This window comes from Undibacterium sp. WLX3042 (assembly GCF_049544825.1).
Lineage (GTDB): Bacteria > Pseudomonadota > Gammaproteobacteria > Burkholderiales > Burkholderiaceae_D > Undibacterium.
Genome location: NZ_CP186698.1, coordinates 3,401,334 through 3,417,503 on the forward strand (window position 1 = coordinate 3,401,334; position 16,170 = coordinate 3,417,503).

At 47.3% G+C, this 16,170-nt stretch carries 16 protein-coding genes and 4 tRNA genes; 19 read left to right on the forward strand and 1 reads right to left on the reverse strand.

The features are described 5' to 3' along the window. Positions 1–41 precede the first annotated feature (41 nt). The 13 genes from ACPAOP_RS15350 (at position 42) to ACPAOP_RS15410 (ending at position 9,617) form a co-directional block, all read left to right on the forward strand. A complete protein-coding gene (locus ACPAOP_RS15350; RefSeq protein ID WP_423708587.1) occupies positions 42–650 on the forward strand; it encodes a TorD/DmsD family molecular chaperone in 609 nt (202 codons plus the stop codon). A gap of 272 nt (positions 651–922) precedes the next feature. Beyond that, the gene (locus ACPAOP_RS15355; RefSeq protein WP_423708588.1) at positions 923–1,114 is read left to right on the forward strand and encodes a hypothetical protein; all 192 of its coding nucleotides are present in this window, start codon (positions 923–925) and stop codon (positions 1,112–1,114) included. Between the two features lie 15 nt (positions 1,115–1,129). Then, a complete protein-coding gene (locus tag ACPAOP_RS15360; RefSeq protein WP_423708589.1) occupies positions 1,130–4,090 on the forward strand; it encodes a formate dehydrogenase subunit alpha in 2,961 nt (986 codons plus the stop codon). Positions 4,091–4,107: 17 nt separating this feature from the next. After that, on the forward strand, positions 4,108–4,743 hold the full coding sequence (gene fdh3B, locus ACPAOP_RS15365; protein ID WP_186898039.1) for a formate dehydrogenase FDH3 subunit beta: 636 nt from the start codon (positions 4,108–4,110) through the stop codon (positions 4,741–4,743). Positions 4,744–4,746: 3 nt separating this feature from the next. Then, a complete protein-coding gene (locus tag ACPAOP_RS15370) occupies positions 4,747–4,980 on the forward strand; it encodes a hypothetical protein (protein ID WP_423708590.1) in 234 nt (77 codons plus the stop codon). Between the two features lie 14 nt (positions 4,981–4,994). Next, positions 4,995–6,134 (forward strand): formate dehydrogenase subunit gamma, encoded by a 1,140-nt coding sequence (locus ACPAOP_RS15375; protein WP_423708591.1) that lies wholly within the window; start codon positions 4,995–4,997, stop codon positions 6,132–6,134. A 17-nt stretch (positions 6,135–6,151) separates the two neighbouring features. Next, positions 6,152–6,511, forward strand: a complete 360-nt coding sequence (locus ACPAOP_RS15380; protein ID WP_423708592.1) for a hypothetical protein — start codon at positions 6,152–6,154, stop codon at positions 6,509–6,511. 138 nt (positions 6,512–6,649) lie between these two features. Then, positions 6,650–7,513, forward strand: coding sequence for a formate dehydrogenase accessory sulfurtransferase FdhD (locus ACPAOP_RS15385; RefSeq protein WP_423708593.1), 864 nt, complete (start codon positions 6,650–6,652; stop codon positions 7,511–7,513). 153 nt (positions 7,514–7,666) lie between these two features. After that, positions 7,667–9,067, forward strand: coding sequence for a glutamate--tRNA ligase (gene gltX / locus ACPAOP_RS15390; protein ID WP_423710030.1), 1,401 nt, complete (start codon positions 7,667–7,669; stop codon positions 9,065–9,067). 72 nt (positions 9,068–9,139) lie between these two features. Beyond that, positions 9,140–9,215, forward strand: a tRNA-Ala gene (locus tag ACPAOP_RS15395). Between the two features lie 48 nt (positions 9,216–9,263). Beyond that, positions 9,264–9,339, forward strand: a tRNA-Glu gene (locus ACPAOP_RS15400). Between the two features lie 68 nt (positions 9,340–9,407). Next, a tRNA-Glu gene (locus ACPAOP_RS15405) sits at positions 9,408–9,483 on the forward strand. 58 nt (positions 9,484–9,541) lie between these two features. Next, a tRNA-Glu gene (locus ACPAOP_RS15410) sits at positions 9,542–9,617 on the forward strand. A 17-nt stretch (positions 9,618–9,634) separates the two neighbouring features. Here the strand turns inward: ACPAOP_RS15410 and ACPAOP_RS15415 are convergent. Beyond that, complete coding sequence (locus ACPAOP_RS15415; RefSeq protein ID WP_423708594.1) at positions 9,635–9,817, reverse strand: hypothetical protein; 183 nt, start codon at positions 9,815–9,817, stop codon at positions 9,635–9,637. A 110-nt stretch (positions 9,818–9,927) separates the two neighbouring features. On the opposite strand from ACPAOP_RS15415, the gene ACPAOP_RS15420 reads away from it, so the two are divergent. From ACPAOP_RS15420 to ACPAOP_RS15445, 6 genes are all read left to right on the forward strand, one after another. Next, a complete protein-coding gene (locus ACPAOP_RS15420) occupies positions 9,928–10,461 on the forward strand; it encodes a hypothetical protein (protein WP_423708595.1) in 534 nt (177 codons plus the stop codon). Between the two features lie 317 nt (positions 10,462–10,778). Further along, entirely contained in the window at positions 10,779–11,960 is a 1,182-nt protein-coding gene (locus ACPAOP_RS15425; protein ID WP_423708596.1) for a hypothetical protein, read from the forward strand. Beyond that, entirely contained in the window at positions 11,957–12,994 is a 1,038-nt protein-coding gene (locus ACPAOP_RS15430; RefSeq protein ID WP_423708597.1) for a hypothetical protein, read from the forward strand. Before ACPAOP_RS15425 ends, ACPAOP_RS15430 begins: the two co-directional genes overlap by 4 nt. 89 nt (positions 12,995–13,083) lie before the next feature. Continuing rightward, entirely contained in the window at positions 13,084–13,701 is a 618-nt protein-coding gene (locus tag ACPAOP_RS15435; RefSeq protein WP_423708598.1) for a hypothetical protein, read from the forward strand. A gap of 90 nt (positions 13,702–13,791) precedes the next feature. After that, complete coding sequence (locus ACPAOP_RS15440) at positions 13,792–14,790, forward strand: hypothetical protein (RefSeq protein WP_423708599.1); 999 nt, start codon at positions 13,792–13,794, stop codon at positions 14,788–14,790. A 40-nt stretch (positions 14,791–14,830) separates the two neighbouring features. Next, a complete protein-coding gene (locus ACPAOP_RS15445; protein WP_423708600.1) occupies positions 14,831–16,168 on the forward strand; it encodes an SPFH domain-containing protein in 1,338 nt (445 codons plus the stop codon). Positions 16,169–16,170 lie beyond the last annotated feature (2 nt).

A 16,170-nucleotide genomic window follows, 5' to 3' on the forward strand; every position in this document is an offset into this window, starting at 1 on the left:
AGCGTCCATACTCAACGTGGACGATAAACGGAAATAGATCAATGGAAACACAGATTAAATTTGAAACTGCAGATCAGGGTGAAGAGACAGCGAGAGCTGATTTATACGGCTTGCTCGCGACCCTGATGTATGCGCCGCCATCACAAGATTTACTGCAGGTGCTCAGCAACGCAGAAACAAATGGCGAGGGAGTGCTGGGTGAGGCCTGGACGCATTTCATTGAAACTGTAAGAAAGTCCGATGCAGACGAGGTCAGGGATGAATATGAGCAGTTGTTTGTTGGTACAGGCAAGCCTGAGATTTTGCTTTACGGATCCTATTATCTGAGCGGCTTTCTGATGGAAAAGCCGCTGGCGGCATTAAGGACTGATTTACAGAACCTGGGCCTGGAGCGTGCCGAGAATATTGTCGAATCTGAAGATCATATCGCTTCGCTCTGTGAAGTCATGCGTTACCTGATTGCTTCGGACGACATATTGCAGGCAAATCTGGCAACACAAAAACAGTTCTTTGCAACCCATATGCAAAGCTGGGTTGTGACAATGTGCGACATCATTATTGATCATCCACAAGCCGTTTTTTATGCAAGTCTCGCTCAGCTGGCAAAAGTTTTTTTTGATGTGGAGATGCAATCTTTTGATATGGAATAAGGGTTACTACTTATTTTTCTGGTGTAATCAAAAATTTTTGCGTCACGATTGTTAAATTGTATTAAATATTGATTTTCCTGCCGGGAATCTTTTTTTGGGATAGAGTAGACTACTAAAAGTTCGGAGACGCGCGCACTTCATTTGCTCCAATTCAAAGAGTAAAGAAGCTGCGAAACTGGTTGCAGTATTTTTTACGATACCGGTTTCAGCGATCAGTGTTTGATCGCCTTTCAATCAGTCTCCAGGTTTAGTTGTCGACATCGGAGACGAACATGGATCAAAAAATTAAACGTCGTAGCTTGCTGGGTGGCTTAGGTGTAGCTGCAGCAGGCTTGTTTGCGCTCAAAGCTGCGCCAGTGGTACAGGAGAAGGTCGAAGCGCTTGCTGCTCCGGCTGAGCCTGAAGGCACAGGCTACCGCCTGACCGAGCACGTTAAAAAATACTACCGTACCACGACCATTTAATCCTGAGGTGAAGATATGTTGTTAACTCGTAAAGGCGATGCGGCGACGCGCGCGCAGACACGTTTTTCTTCCGGCCTTGCAGATTCCCTCGCCCGTGCGTTACCTACGATGGATAGACGCGGCTTTCTGAAGCGGTCAGGGATAGGCGTTGGTGCAGGCATTGCGGCATCACAGTTAGGTCTCATTAAAAAAGCCAAAGCATCCGCTTCCGGTGCTGCATCTGGTGGAAAAATTGAAGTGCGCCGCACGGTTTGTACTCACTGTTCCGTTGGCTGTGCAGTCGATGCAGTGGTTGAAAATGGCGTATGGGTCAGACAGAATCCGGTATTCGATTCACCGATTAATCTTGGCGCGCACTGCGCGAAAGGTGCGGCTCTGCGTGAGCATGGTCATGGTGAATATCGCCTGAAATACCCTATGAAGCTGGTCAATGGTAAATATCAGCGTATCAGCTGGGATCAGGCATTGACTGAAATCGCCGACAAATTGCTGGAAGTTAAAAAGACATCCGGTCCGGATTCGACTTTCTTTGTCGGTTCGTCGAAACACAACAATGAGCAGGCGATGTTGTTGCGTAAGTTTGTGTCTTTTTACGGTACTAATAACACCGATCATCAGGCGCGTATCTGTCACTCGACGACGGTTGCAGGTGTCTCGAACACCTGGGGCTATGGCGCGATGACCAATAGCTACAACGATATGCAGAATGCCAAGGCTGCGCTGTATATCGGCTCAAATGCGGCAGAAGCGCATCCAGTGTCAATGCTGCATTTGTTGCATGCCAAAGAAAACGGTTGCAAAGTCATCGTAGTCGATCCTCGCTATACCCGCACTGCGGCAAAATCAAATCAATATATCCGCATTCGTTCCGGCTCAGACATTCCGTTTTTGTACGGCATGATGTACCACATTTTCAAAAACGGCTGGGAAGATAAGCAATACATCCATGACCGTGTGTACGGCATGGAAAAAATCAAAGAAGAAGCGCTGAAGTGGACGCCGGAAAAAGTAGAAGAGGCATGCGGCGTACCTGAAGATCAGGTTTACAAAGCGGCGGAAACGATGGCCATGAATCGCCCTTCGACCGTCGTCTGGTGTATGGGGCAGACTCAGCACACTATCGGTAATGCGATCGTGCGCGCATCCTGCTTGCTGCAGTTGGTGTTAGGGAACATCGGTAAGGCTGGTGGCGGTACGAATATTTTCCGTGGCCACGACAACGTGCAGGGTGCGACAGACGTTGGCCCAAATCCAGATTCGTTACCGGGCTATTTTGGTCTCGCAACGGGTGCTTGGAAACACTGGTGTAATGTCTGGGGTGTGGATTACGAATGGGTCAAGAAGCAGTTTGCTTCCCAAGCTATGATGGAAAAATCCGGGACCACGGTATCGCGCTGGATTGATGCGGTTCTGGAAAAAAATGAACTGATCGATCAGGAAAACAACGTCAAAGCAATGGTGTTCTGGGGTCATGCTCCGAACTCCCAGACCCGTGGTCTGGAGATGAAAAAGGCGTTCGATAAGCTGGATCTGCTCGTTGTGATTGATCCTTATCCATCTGCGACTGCTGCGATGGCTGCGATGAAAACGGAAGATCAGCAGCTGAATCCTAAGCGTCAGGTTTATCTGCTGCCAGCAGCAACGCAGTTTGAAACATCGGGCTCTGTCACCGCATCGAACCGTTCGATTCAATGGCGTGAAAAAGTCATCGAACCTCTGTTCGAATCCCGCACTGACCACATGATCATGTATCAGCTGGCAGAAAAACTTGGCTTTGCAAAAGAGCTGGTGGCGAAGCTGAAAATGGTGCCGGGTAAAGGTGGCATGATGGAGCCGGAACCAGAATCCATGTTGCAAGAGATTAACCGAGGAACCTGGACGATAGGTTACACCGGGCAGTCACCTGAACGCTTAAAGGCACACATGCGTAACATGCATCTGTTCGATGTGAAAACGCTCAAATGCAAAGGCGGAAAAGATCCGGTCAGCGGTTACGATATGACGGGCGATTATTTCGGTCTGCCATGGCCTTGTTACGGCACGCCGGAACTCAAACATCCGGGCTCGCCTAATTTGTACGACACGTCCAAGCATGTGATGGATGGCGGCGGTAACTTCCGTGCGAACTTCGGTGTTGAGCGCGAAGGCGTCAGTTTGCTGGCAGAAGATGGTTCACATTCTCTCGGTGCTGAGATCACGACCGGTTACCCGGAATTTGATCACATCCTATTGAAAAAGTTGGGTTGGTGGGATGACCTGACAGAAGCAGAAAAGAAAGCAGCAGAAGGTAAAAACTGGAAAACTGACTTGTCCGGCGGTATTCAGCGTGTGGTCATGAAAGTGCATGGTTGCCATCCTTTCGGTAATGCGAAAGCACGTGCGGTCGTCTGGAATTTCCCCGACCCTGTTCCTCAGCATCGCGAGCCTTTGTTTGGCACGCGTCCTGATCTGGTTGCGAAATATCCTACCCACGATGACAAGAAGGCGTTCTGGCGTATGCCGACGCTGTATAAGTCTGTGCAGCAGAAAAACATTGAAGCAAAACTGTATGAAAAATTCCCTATCATTCTTACTTCAGGTCGTCTGGTGGAGTACGAAGGTGGTGGTGAGGAAACCCGTTCCAATCCGTGGCTGGCTGAGTTGCAACAGGAAAATTTTGTTGAACTCAATCCGAAAGCAGCGGCTGACCGCGGTATCCGTAATGGTGAATATGTGATTGTTTCCACGCCGACTGGTGCGCGCATCAAAGTCAGAGCATTGGTGACACCACGTGTAGCTGAGGACACGGCGTTTATTCCATTCCACTTCTCAGGCTGGTGGCAGGGCAAGGATATGAAAGAGTTTTATCCGGAAGGTGCGATGCCTATCGTGCGCGGTGAGGCAGTAAATACAGCAACGACATACGGCTACGATTCGGTCACGATGATGCAGGAAACCAAGACCACGATTTGTAATATCGAACGGTTTGCAGCGTAATTTCACAGGAGAAAAAAATGGCAAGAATGAAATTTATCTGTGATGCAGAGCGCTGTATCGAATGCAACAGCTGCGTGACAGCATGTAAGAATGAACACGAAGTACCATGGGGTGTTAATCGCCGCCGTGTGGTAACGGTTAATGACGGTGTGATTGGTCAGGAAAAATCGATTTCCGTCGCCTGTATGCATTGCTCTGATGCGCCTTGTATGGCGGTATGTCCGGTCGATTGTTTTTACCGTACCGACGAAGGCGTGGTTTTACACAATAAGGATATCTGCATTGGTTGCGGCTACTGTTCTTATGCCTGCCCGTTTGGCGCGCCGCAGTTCCCTTCGAACGGAACTTTTGGTTTGCGCGGCAAAATGGACAAATGTACTTTCTGCTCCGGCGGACCAGAAGAAGACGGCTCTGAAAAAGAGTTTGAAAAATATGGTCGTAATCGTCTGGCTGAAGGTAAGTTGCCTTTATGTGCGGAGATGTGTTCGACCAAAGCCCTGCTTGGTGGCGATGGCGACGTGATCGCCGACATTTTCCGTACCCGTGTGGTCAAGCGTGGCAAAGGCAGTGAAGTCTGGGGTTGGGGCACCGCTTATGGCAAGGGCAATAATCCAGAAGCGAAACCTGAGTTGCAGCCAGCTACGGAGAAATAAATCATGAAAAAAACAGTGATGATTATTTCAGGTTTGCTTGCGCTGATGAGTTTGTCCGCCTGTGGCGAACGTGATCAGGCAACTACAACCAAGCGTGGTCTGGTCGATGAAAAAGCGTGGAAGGGTGCGCACAACGGTTTCGTTGCGAAGGAGTGGACTCCCGGCGATAAAACGGCGTGGGAAAATCAGATCCGTGCCCGTAATCAATACCAGAACGAGTATGTCAAAACCAATTAAACCAAGGAGTTGACATGAGATCTTTGATTCTTTCGCTGACTCTGGCGCTGGCAGCGACACTGGCATCCGCGCAGAATGCCGGGCAGACCGCTGCACCGGCGAATGCGGTTACGGCGACTGCACCCGCAGAAAAACTGCTGGGCGTTGAGTCGGTTGATATTCTGAAACAAAATCAGGCCGAACGTACCCAAACGCAACCTGGCAATCTGGCGCCGACATACCGTCTGGTGGCCGATGGCACCAAGCACTATTCGAGTCTTCCAGCGCTGGAAGCAGGCGTGCTGATACAGGGGAAAACGCAATTCCCGGGTCAGGCACGGGCGACGACCGCAGGTGAGGCATGGCGTCAATACCGGAACGGTCCACTGACGATGATCGGTGGAGGTATTTTGTTAGCGGCTCTGGCGGCGACGGCGGCGATGTATTTCTTCCGAGGACAGATTCGTCTCGACGGGCCGCGCACCGGTCGCCTGATTGAGCGTTTCACACCGACCGAACGCACGTTGCACTGGAGTATGGCACTGAGCTTCGTCACGCTGGCTCTGTCCGGTATTGTGATGCTGTTCGGTAAGCATGTCCTGTTGCCAGTCTTCGGACTGACGCTGTTTGGCTGGCTGGCCTTTTTATGCAAGAACATTCATAACTTTGTCGGCCCCATTTTCACTGTGTCCATCATTCTGTTTTTTATTAAATTTGCCCGCGACAATTTACCGTCGGCATCTGATATTAAATGGATGTCGAAACTCGGTGGATTGCTGAGTGGTTCACACGTGAGTTCGCATCGTTTTAATGCGGGTGAGAAGATCATTTTCTGGGGTGGTGTGGTCGGTCTTGGTCTGATCGTCAGTGCGTCCGGCTTTGTGCTTGATAAACTGGTACCGGGATTTGAATACACCCGTGCTTACATGCAGATTGCAAGTGTGGTGCACATTGCCGCTGCCATGCTGGCAGCCGGTATGGTGATCGGTCACATCTATCTTGGTACGATAGGGATGGAAGGAGCTTATGAATCCATGCGTACCGGCTATGTTGATGACGTCTGGGCGAAAGAGCATCACGATCTCTGGTATGCCGATATCGAGCAAGGAAAAATTCCGCGCGTGCGCAGTACAACGGCGTCGCCGGAGTCGAAGGCGACCGTGGTTAACGCCTAGTTGAGTGGGAGAGAAAAATGAAGTCAAAGAATGTATTGTCTGTTTCATCGCTCTGCATAGCGCTGCTGTCATGCTTGTTGGCAACGTCCAGCTTCGCTAAATTGCCTGAGCCTTCTGCAGAAGCCAAGGCAAAGGCGGCGGAAGCGAAGGCGAAGGCTGCCTGGTCTGATAAAGTGGCTGCATATCAGCTGTGCAAGGCGCAGGATAAAGTTGCTGCAGCTTATCTGAAAGGAAAAGACACCAAGGCGGTGGTGGCAACACCAGCATGTACCGATCCTGGTCCGTATGTGCCTGAAGTTGCTGCGGCTCCAGCCGGTGCATCTGCTGTTGCAACGACAGCGCCTGCAAGCACTGCTCCTGTTGCAGTCAAGAAGTAAGTCCTGCCTTATAAAAAACACATACTCCCCCTCGAAAATGGCATTTAACCCTTAACGTCCTTATAGATGTTGGGCTGCCAGATATACTCCGGGGGAGTATATTTTTACCGATTTATGCCCTTCTGGCCGGAAAAAATAATGTCTGACCATCCGTATATGCCAGTATTGTCCAGATCGTCCGTCGCGCTGACCAAAGAAGTGCTGGTTACCGATGAGCGTGGTCGCGTTAATCTGATCTCCATTCCTGCTGAGCGCCCGTTAACCGTTTATCTTGATAAGCGTGAATTGGTGACGCTGATGACCATGGGCGGCAACCCGGAAGCACTGGTACTTGGTTATTTGCGGAATCAGCGTTTGCTGCGCCGGATCACTGATATCGCCTCGGTACAGGTGGACTGGGAAGTGTCTGCGGCGGCGGTCGTCACGCATACTGGCGTGACCGATATTGAAGAGCGCACATCGAAACGTGTTGTGACGACGGGGTGTGGTCAGGGCACCGTGTTTGGTGGGCTGATGGATGAGGTTGATCAGATTGTGTTGCCGGACCACGCCCGTATCCGCCAGTCCGCACTGTATAAAATCATCGATACCATCCGCACTCAGCAGTCGGTGTATAAAAAAGCCGGCTCGGTTCACGGCTGCGCTTTATTCTCGAATCAGGGGGAACTTTTATACTTTGTCGAAGATGTCGGTCGTCATAATGCAGTCGATGCGATTGCTGGAAAAATGTGGCTAGATAGGGTTGATGGCGGCGACAAAATTTTTTACAGCACCGGTCGTCTGACTTCTGAAATGGTGATTAAAGGAGCGCAGATGGGTATCCCCATTTTATTGTCGCGCTCCGGAACCACAGAGATGGGGCACCAGGTCGCTTCGCAGATAGGCATGAGCTTGTTTTCCCGTTGCTCTGGGCGACATTTCCTGTTGCTGACGCATCCTCATCGCCTTGAGTTCGAGCCGGAATTGTTTGCTGATACAACGCCGGCTCCCATTTCTGCCTGAACCTAAGGCTTCCTCTTCAGTTTTTGAAGCGCGGCGCGGCCGTTGCCGGTATCCTCGTTGCGCTGAAAACGGTAAAATGCTGGTTTTAACTTTATCCGCATACTGGTGTTGCTTCTGCGATCAGCAGATGCTGCACGCGGTGCAATTCATCTCATGACTGTCGTCCGTACCCGTTTTGCTCCCAGCCCGACTGGCTATCTTCACGTTGGCGGTGCCCGTACCGCTTTGTTCAGCTGGGCGTTTGCGCGCCATCATGGCGGCACCTTTGTTTTACGTATTGAAGATACCGATCTTGAACGTTCCACTCCGGAAGCGGTGCAGGCGATTCTGGATGGCATGAACTGGCTGGGTCTGCAGCATGATGAAGGTCCGTTTTATCAGATGCAGCGTATGGAGCGTTATCGTTCAGTGCTGGCGGAAATGCTGGCCAACGGCACAGCCTATTATTGCTATTCCTCACCCGAAGAAGTCGAGGCGATGCGCGAGCGTCAACGTGCTGCCGGCGATAAGCCGCGTTACGACGGTACATGGCGTCCGGAAGTCGGTAAAACGCTGCCAGCGATACCGGCAGACCGTAAGCCAGTGATCCGTTTTAAAAATCCGCTGGACGGCGAAGTCAGCTGGAATGACGTCGTCAAGGGAACGATCACGATCAGCAATAAAGAGCTGGACGATCTGGTCATTGCGCGTCCGGATGGCACGCCAACTTACAATTTTTGCGTCGCTGTGGATGACTGGGATATGCAGATTACCCACGTCATTCGTGGCGATGATCACGTGAATAACACGCCGCGTCAGATCAATATTCTGAATGCGCTCGGTGCGACACTGCCGCAATACGGGCACGTTCCTATGATTCTGGGGACGGATGGGCAAAAGTTGTCCAAGCGCCGCGATGCGGTCAGCGTGATGGATTACTTCGACAAAGGTTACCTGCCTGAGGCCATGCTGAACTATCTTGCTCGGCTGGGCTGGAGTCATGGCGATGATGAAATTTTCTCGATGGAGCAGATGTGCAGCTGGTTTGATCTGACCCACTTGTCGGGTTCTGCGGCGCAGTTTAATCCTGAAAAACTGGCCTGGATTAATAACCACTACATTAAAGCAGCTGATAATCAGCGCCTTGCTGATTTAATTCGTCCACAGATGGAAAAAGATGGCGCCGTGTTTACTAATGCGCCGGCTTTACCTGCAGTGATTGCCTTGCTGAAAGAGCGCGCGAATACCACGGTAGAGCTGGGGCAGGCAGCGATGCTGTTTTATCGCCAGCCAGCGGCGGACGCTGCTTTAATGGCGCAGCATGTGACTGCTGCAGTATTGTCTGCATTGCGTCAGTATGCGGATGCTTGCAAAACAGTCGAATGGAATAAAGCTGCTTTGTCTGCTGCACTGAAGCAGGTGCTGGCAGATCATGCGCTGAAGATGCCGCAACTTGCGATGCCATTACGTCTGCTGTTAACCGGGCAGTTGCAGACGCCATCCATTGATGCTGTTGTCGAATTGTTTGGTCGCGAAGTTGTTTTACAGCGTCTTGCTGTGATCGCTGCTGATTAATCGATAGTGAGAGTGGGTGAGGGCTTTACAATAAAGCGTTCATCCCCTATAATCTCGCTTCTATTCTGTGTCGGGGGTATAGCTCAGCTGGGAGAGCGCTTGCATGGCATGCAAGAGGTCAGCGGTTCGATCCCGCTTACCTCCACCAAAAAAGTGCACTGTCATTAGGCAGTATGCGAAACAGAAAATACTTGCTGTCCCCATCGTCTAGAGGCCTAGGACATCACCCTTTCACGGTGAGTACAGGGGTTCGAATCCCCTTGGGGACGCCAATAAATTTAGTATGTTTATTGTGGGCAGCAAGTAAAGCAGTATCAGGTCAGTAACAAGGACAGAATATGTCCCCATCGTCTAGAGGCCTAGGACATCACCCTTTCACGGTGAGTACAGGGGTTCGAATCCCCTTGGGGACGCCAGCTTTAAATCCACTTCCTGTGGTCAGGTAAGTGCGGGTCAGTAACAAGGACAGAATATGTCCCCATCGTCTAGAGGCCTAGGACATCACCCTTTCACGGTGAGTACAGGGGTTCGAATCCCCTTGGGGACGCCAGGTAAAAGCCAGCTTAATCAATTAAGCTGGCTTTTTTTTCGGAATTTACCTGCACGCTGAAGTGTACCGTCGCGGCGAGTTTGTCCCTCATTTGCAGTTATTTTGTCGCCGCCTACAATGGTTTGCTTTGCAAGAGATTTGTCGCTTAATGGGCAAAATAACGTTTCAACACCTTCCAATATCCCCGTAACAACATCCATCCGTAAAAACGCGTTAAATTAATTCAATTTCAATTCAATTTAAATATGCATAAGTTACAATAAAACTTCTACTTACCAGTGATTAACTCTACTAGGGTTAGCCGTGGAAAATGAAGAATACACTAGCAAAAAGAAATAGAATTACAAGACGCAATAATCTCGCTTCAACTAAATCGAAGCAAAAAGATATCGCTCAAACTTCCTTTCAGCTAAAGGACGTCGAGTACTATGCAGCAAGTACAAACGCTTGGTACAACACATCCTTAGAGCATGATAAAGGGCTACTTTCCCTTTCTTCAGGAGGAATCGGTCTACTGATAACGTTATTAACCACGATTGGTATCACAACGTTTTTAATATTGATTTTATATGGCTTAGCTCTAATATCGTTTCTAGTTTGCGTTGTATCGATATTAAGAATTTTTAACAATAACAAGAAACATTTAACGGACATTATTGAAGAAACGCCGGAGGAAGATAGTTCAGCGAAATCTCTCCGAAGGTTAGATGGAATAGCATTTTATTCATTTTGTTCTGGCGCAACTTTATGCGTAGTGATTGGAATAGCATCAGGAATTATTTCGCTTAACAAGAAGGAAGATGAAATGGCAAAGAAAAATGAAAATCAAAAATCGGACGTGTAAGAAATTCTGTGTGTGCGGGGCCGGGTTTTAGTTAATCGCGTTGGTGAAGCGTTCGCCAAACATGATGGCAAACTGATTGGCCGCCAGCTTCCAAGTGCGCTCTGTGCCGCACAGCTCCCCTCAGCCTAAACAACACGCCGCTTCCCAGCGGTGTGATGCCATCATCTAGCAAATCAACATCCGGCTCAAGACGGCGTTGGCTTTACGCTTACCATTTACATTTTGTTGCTTAAATATATTTTACTAATTAGACTACCAAAAGAGAGTTACATAAGTTCAACGATAGCAATCTATTTATAGTTAAAGGAGAAGTGTTTTTGCGTCACTATAAATTGGTATTTTTAAAAATAATTGGTGTTTTAATTAGTTTATCTTATTGCACTTTACCAGCTTACGCGATCGAAGTCTCAATTGCAGGGTTCGCTTTTTCGGGTGATTTTCAGAGTGCTTCTGAGAGATTTCCATACACTTTCAAACAGTTTAGAGATCAACAAAAAAAAGAAGATGGCGCAAATACGTTTTCACGCCTAGTTGTTGACCAAGCGAACAAAATCAAAAATCTTGAGTATGAGTTTAAACCTGGGTCAAGCATGACCTTGGCAAATGATCGCGCTTTGATGGCAGTGTTAGTTTTGACGGGTGAGACCGTAGCAATTGAAAACTATGGAAACTATTACAAAACCTTTGTTAATTTAAGAGGCGACACTCTTATTTTTGATTACAAAAGTCAAGTTATTGTTCGCAGTTGTCCTATAAGTGTAGCCCTATTCGATGCAACCCCAATCCAGCCATCTAGTGAACGAATTTCAGGCTTTGTAGATAATCTGATTCGTAGACCAGATACGAAAGGATTGATTACACAATTCGCCAAGTGCCTAGAGCAGGCAACACCTCCACATGAAGGTCATCACACGGTACAGATCCGGAAAAGTGAAATTAGCCCAGAAGCGTTGGCTCTATTTCCCGAATCATTGCGTGCCAACCCAGATGCAATTCAAGCAATGCTTGCTGATTCTCTTGGGTCAATATTAGCATCCAGACTAGGGATATCCATGTTACCGAATAACATTGGACATGCGATAGGTGGCGTAATGTCCATGCGCTTAGAGAATGGAGCCGATATCAAGTTGAAGTTGAGTGAAGGCGATTATGTATTCGATCTCAAACTAAATAAATTTGCAAAGATAAAAACCGCAGAAACAAACGTCAGCTCTACTTATGTGTACGGCGCTTATATGAGCCTAAATTTTTTAGAGCCTCAGTTGAATACGTCGTTCATTGCGACGGATATAAAGAATGGCGAAACCGCAGTTTTACCAACTGGTCAGACCAATAGCGATGATTTTGCAGCATATCAAGATGCTATTCGTGGCTTATTCACCAAATTTTCAGATGCTTTGAAACAACCAGGTTCTAAGTGGTTGGAAACTGCCGCATCTGTCAAACCAATCGAACCACAAATGGCATCTGCCAGAGAAACGCTGAGGAACTGTAAATGAAAAAAATAATGATATTGGCTATCTTGCTAATGAGTACGCTATTAGCACAAGCGCAGGTTGTTCAAGTAAAAGGTGTCGGCACCCTCTCGTATAGCGGGACACTGCAGCAAGATGTTAAAGATAAGGCCTATGTAAAAGCACAACTTGCAGCGGTAGAGCGCTATTTTGCAGAAAATGGCGAGGCTGAATCGCAGAATTTTGAAAACATTGAAGCTAAGGTTCAGGAAAATCTTGATAAATTCATCCTTAATACGACGGTTATTAATGAACAAGATCAGGCAAGTTTGCACAAATATTCAGTAGCCGTGCGCGTAGATTTGAATGTCGCAAAACTTCGGAATACATTGCGTAGTTCTAGCAATGTCAGCAAAGCAAATCAAGCCGCTAAATCTCAATTGGTTTATATATTTGTGGGGCGGGAGCTTGCTAGCGCTACATCGTATGACGCTCGCTTATTCAAACGCTCAGCGGCAGAGGTGGAGTCTACAGCGTCAACTAAAAGTGGAACACAAAAGGCAGCAATTCAAGTTGAAACTGGTGGAAGCTCCACCCAGAAAACCGATGAACTTGCTTATCGCCTCCTACCAATTACTAATGTTGCCACATCCATTACAAGTTTATTTTCTCAAGGTGGTTTTATAGTAGTTGATCCTGCCTACTCTATCGGGGATAAGGATTTTAAATCAATTAATAAAGACTTCTCTTCAGGCAATGACTTACTTCCATCAACTATGCGTTCAATTGTTACGACGCTTAAAAAGGCCCAAATACCACTACTTGTAATTGCAACACTTGACGTAGGTACGCCAGGAAAAGATCCTGCTACCGGTATGGCCCGCGTGGCTGTGAATGTAACTGGTCGGGTGTTAGACCTCAGCAATACAATGCCCCGTGAAGTGGCATCCGTGCCATTGACCCAAGTTTATGGTATCGCGGCAGAAAATATTGTGGCACGTGACAAGGGATTAAAGGATGCAGCTTTGATAGCAACTCGTGAAATTATCAGTCGACTCAATGCATCGGGTATCCAATAAACGCACCTAGTATCTTCATAGATATTTATGGATATGTTTTTATGCTGACGGGATATATCTAATTTTTTTAGTCGGTAGGAGAATCAAATATGAGTAAGAAGTTTATTGGAACAGTTCTGTGTTTGGCTATCACTACACTCACTACTCCGTCGTTCGCACAATTTGGCGGACTGGGAAATGTCCTCGGTGGTAGTAGCAATAGTAGCAACAGTGTTTCAGCAGAGACACTTGTCCAGAGTTATGTTGGTGGTACTCAGCACGTAATGAGTGCAGATGTAAACTTACTCAAAGCTATGGGCTTGAAAGAGCAAGCAGAACGAGAAGAGCTCGCTGCAAAGAACTTGACCCAGGGTGCTACTGCATCAGGACTTGAGGATGCTGCAAAAGTGCAAACGGATAGCAGTAAAGCACTTGAAGAAGCTATGGGTGCAAAAAAAGTTACTATGAGTGCAGATAGTAAAAAACTCTATGTTGCTGGAGTGGTTGACCTTGTTAAAGGTATCAAATCTTATACGGGTATGGCCAATGATGTGAAGAATTTCAAGCCAAGCATTACATCCATTGGATCTTCAGCTGGTGCTGCTTCGTATGTTATCAAATCGTTGCCAAATTCAATCACTGGTTTAAAAGATACCCTGAAGCGAACAATCGATTTCGCTAAGGAAAATAAAATCGCTCTCCCTGCCGACGCGACTAGCGTGCTGTAAAACAATGAATGTGCCATTCGACCATTCTTCGATGGTCAAATGGCACATTGTTATTTCTACTCATCTCCCTGTAATACCAGGATATTCGACATGAACCAATCTTCAGATACACCTACCTTTCAAAAAAAAGGAACAGTTAATAAATGCCCTAGCTGCGGGGCACAATTAGGTGCTTTTGCTTCCGCTTGTGAAGCGTGCGGCCATGAATTTACCGACGTTGATGCCAATCGCTCAATTACCTCACTGGTAGCACGCTTTGAAGAGATTGAACAAGAAATCGATGCCAAGGGAATTAAAGGAAAAAACAGAGAAAAAGCCATTATCGACAAACGTGCGCGAGTGATCCGAGATTTTCCGGTACCCAATTCAAGGGAGGATCTGCAGCAACTAATGTTTTTTATTCAGCCAAAAATTGTTCAAAGCGTACAGCCAGATCCAAACATCGAAGACTGGCGTAGTAAATTCATGGAAGTATTGAATCGTGCAAAGCATGCCTATAAAAATGACGCAAATGCACTGGCCGAATTCGATCGGATAGAAAAGAGTTTAAGCAGTACAGTTGCTGACACCTTACAAATTAAAGCAAGGCGTAATCCATTATTCGTTGTTCTGGCTGGTGGTGCTATTGTGTTAGCACTCATTGGTTTCGTGAACTCACAAATGGAGCAGCACAAGCAGCAACAGTGCGAAGAACAATATACATTGAGTGCTCAGACAGAAAAGTCGCGACTAGAAAAACTTATTGAAAGTATTACTCAAGTCTATCAAGGTAAACGCTATTCAGAAGCACTCGCCATGATAAGCAAAGTACATTGGGATCTTCCGGATGCGGCTTGTAAAAACAATGACAGTCAACAGGCCCGGTCTGCGTGGGATGTTAAGCGTAATGAATTGACTGTGTTAGTTCAAAAAGCCATCGATACTGAAGCAGCAGAAAAATCTGCGGAAGCTGATCGTATTTCAGCTGAAAAAATGGCGGAAGCTAACCGAATTTCCGAAGAAAAACAGGCTACCGAACGTAAAGTTGCAGAAATTGCGCGAATCGCAGCCGACAAGGAAAAAGCAAAAGCACTTGAAAAAAAATGGTAAGTACAACAAGTGCGATAACGAATATCTAGAAGGAGAATAGATGGGTATCTTTGGAAAAAAGAGCGAGGGTGGCATGTTAGATGTCATTCGTTGCGATGAGGAAAATTACCTTATTTGGAAATGGCGCCCAAGTGGAGGCGCCAACAGCACTAACAAAGAAAATGCGATTCGTTGGGGTAGCAGTCTGCGTGTCAAAGACGGTGAAGTCGCCGTTTTTGTTTACAAACAAAAAGACGGTGCGAATCAAGACTTTATTGAGGGACCGTTTGATGACACTATAAAAACATCAAATTTCCCGATTATTTCAAATATATTAGGCCTCGCCTATGCCGGGCAGTCACCTTTTCAGGCTGAAGTTTATTTCATAAATTTGCAAGGTCAGCAAGACATGCCGTTCGGCGTGCCTTACTTCGATGTATTTGATAATCGTTTTTTGGATTTTCCAGTGCGTATGGCTGCTCGTGGTTCTATCAAATTCAAATTGACGGACTATCGCGCTTTCATCAAGCTTCACAGATTAATCAATTTCGATTTACAAGAGTTTCGCGTTCTAGTACGAGATGCATTACTGAAATATGTCAAGGGAATCATTAGTAACGCACCGGCTGATCACGGTATTCCTGTATTGCAAATCGAGCGAAAACTACTCGAGGTAAACGACTTGATTGAGCCACGCATTGCAAAGGCATTTCGTGATGACTTTGGTGTGGAATTGGTTCGTTTTGATTTGGCAACAATTGAAGTCGACAAGACCACTGAGGAATACCAACAACTGCGTAGCATTACAGCAGACCTCGAGATAGCGACTCGTCAAAAACAAAATGAAATCAATCTTCGTAACCTGGATCAAACTCAGGAAATTAACGCAGTCAACTTGAGTGAGACGCTACGTATTCAACGCGAAGCAACTGAAAAATTCCAAGCACTACAAACAGAGACTCAGCACCTGGCTGCACATCAAATTAATCAACAAACGCAAGTATTGACTGCAGCGGCCAATAATCTTGGCGAGATGGGCACTATGAACTTGGGTGGTGGAAGTGGAGCCTTTAATCCAGTCGGGATGATGACTGGTATGGCCGTTGGTGGAGCTATGGGCGGACAAATGGCGAATATGATGAACATGGCAGGTCAACCAATCCAACAGCCCCCCCCACCTCCACAGGTACAGTATAACGTCAGTGTTAATGGACAAAGTACGGGACCGTTCGGCTTCGCTCAGTTGCAGGAGATGGCGAGAAATGGGCAACTAGTGGCGTCCACCCACGTATGGAAGCCTGGTATGGAAAACTGGAATATGGCTGGTAATTTACCGGATCTTGCTGAGATACTTGAAGCAGTGCGTCCACCACCACCACCACCACCACCCGCAGCTTGAAA

Excerpts from the sequence above, each read along its gene's own strand:
- ACPAOP_RS15420 (WP_423708595.1), top strand. The coding sequence starts at position 9,928 with ATGAAGAATACACTAGCAAAAAGAAATAGAATTACAAGACGCAATAAT.
- ACPAOP_RS15430 (WP_423708597.1), top strand. The coding sequence starts at position 11,957 with ATGAAAAAAATAATGATATTGGCTATCTTGCTAATGAGTACGCTATTA.
- ACPAOP_RS15370 (WP_423708590.1), top strand. The coding sequence starts at position 4,747 with ATGAAAAAAACAGTGATGATTATTTCAGGTTTGCTTGCGCTGATGAGT.
- ACPAOP_RS15445 (WP_423708600.1), top strand. The coding sequence starts at position 14,831 with ATGGGTATCTTTGGAAAAAAGAGCGAGGGTGGCATGTTAGATGTCATT.
- ACPAOP_RS15440 (WP_423708599.1), top strand. The coding sequence starts at position 13,792 with ATGAACCAATCTTCAGATACACCTACCTTTCAAAAAAAAGGAACAGTT.
- ACPAOP_RS15355 (WP_423708588.1), top strand. The coding sequence starts at position 923 with ATGGATCAAAAAATTAAACGTCGTAGCTTGCTGGGTGGCTTAGGTGTA.
- ACPAOP_RS15385 (WP_423708593.1), top strand. The coding sequence starts at position 6,650 with ATGTCTGACCATCCGTATATGCCAGTATTGTCCAGATCGTCCGTCGCG.
- ACPAOP_RS15350 (WP_423708587.1), top strand. The coding sequence starts at position 42 with ATGGAAACACAGATTAAATTTGAAACTGCAGATCAGGGTGAAGAGACA.
- ACPAOP_RS15360 (WP_423708589.1), top strand. The coding sequence starts at position 1,130 with ATGTTGTTAACTCGTAAAGGCGATGCGGCGACGCGCGCGCAGACACGT.
- fdh3B (WP_186898039.1), top strand. The coding sequence starts at position 4,108 with ATGGCAAGAATGAAATTTATCTGTGATGCAGAGCGCTGTATCGAATGC.
- ACPAOP_RS15375 (WP_423708591.1), top strand. The coding sequence starts at position 4,995 with ATGAGATCTTTGATTCTTTCGCTGACTCTGGCGCTGGCAGCGACACTG.
- ACPAOP_RS15380 (WP_423708592.1), top strand. The coding sequence starts at position 6,152 with ATGAAGTCAAAGAATGTATTGTCTGTTTCATCGCTCTGCATAGCGCTG.
- gltX (WP_423710030.1), top strand. The coding sequence starts at position 7,667 with ATGACTGTCGTCCGTACCCGTTTTGCTCCCAGCCCGACTGGCTATCTT.
- ACPAOP_RS15435 (WP_423708598.1), top strand. The coding sequence starts at position 13,084 with ATGAGTAAGAAGTTTATTGGAACAGTTCTGTGTTTGGCTATCACTACA.
- ACPAOP_RS15415 (WP_423708594.1), bottom strand. The coding sequence starts at position 9,817 with ATGGATGTTGTTACGGGGATATTGGAAGGTGTTGAAACGTTATTTTGC.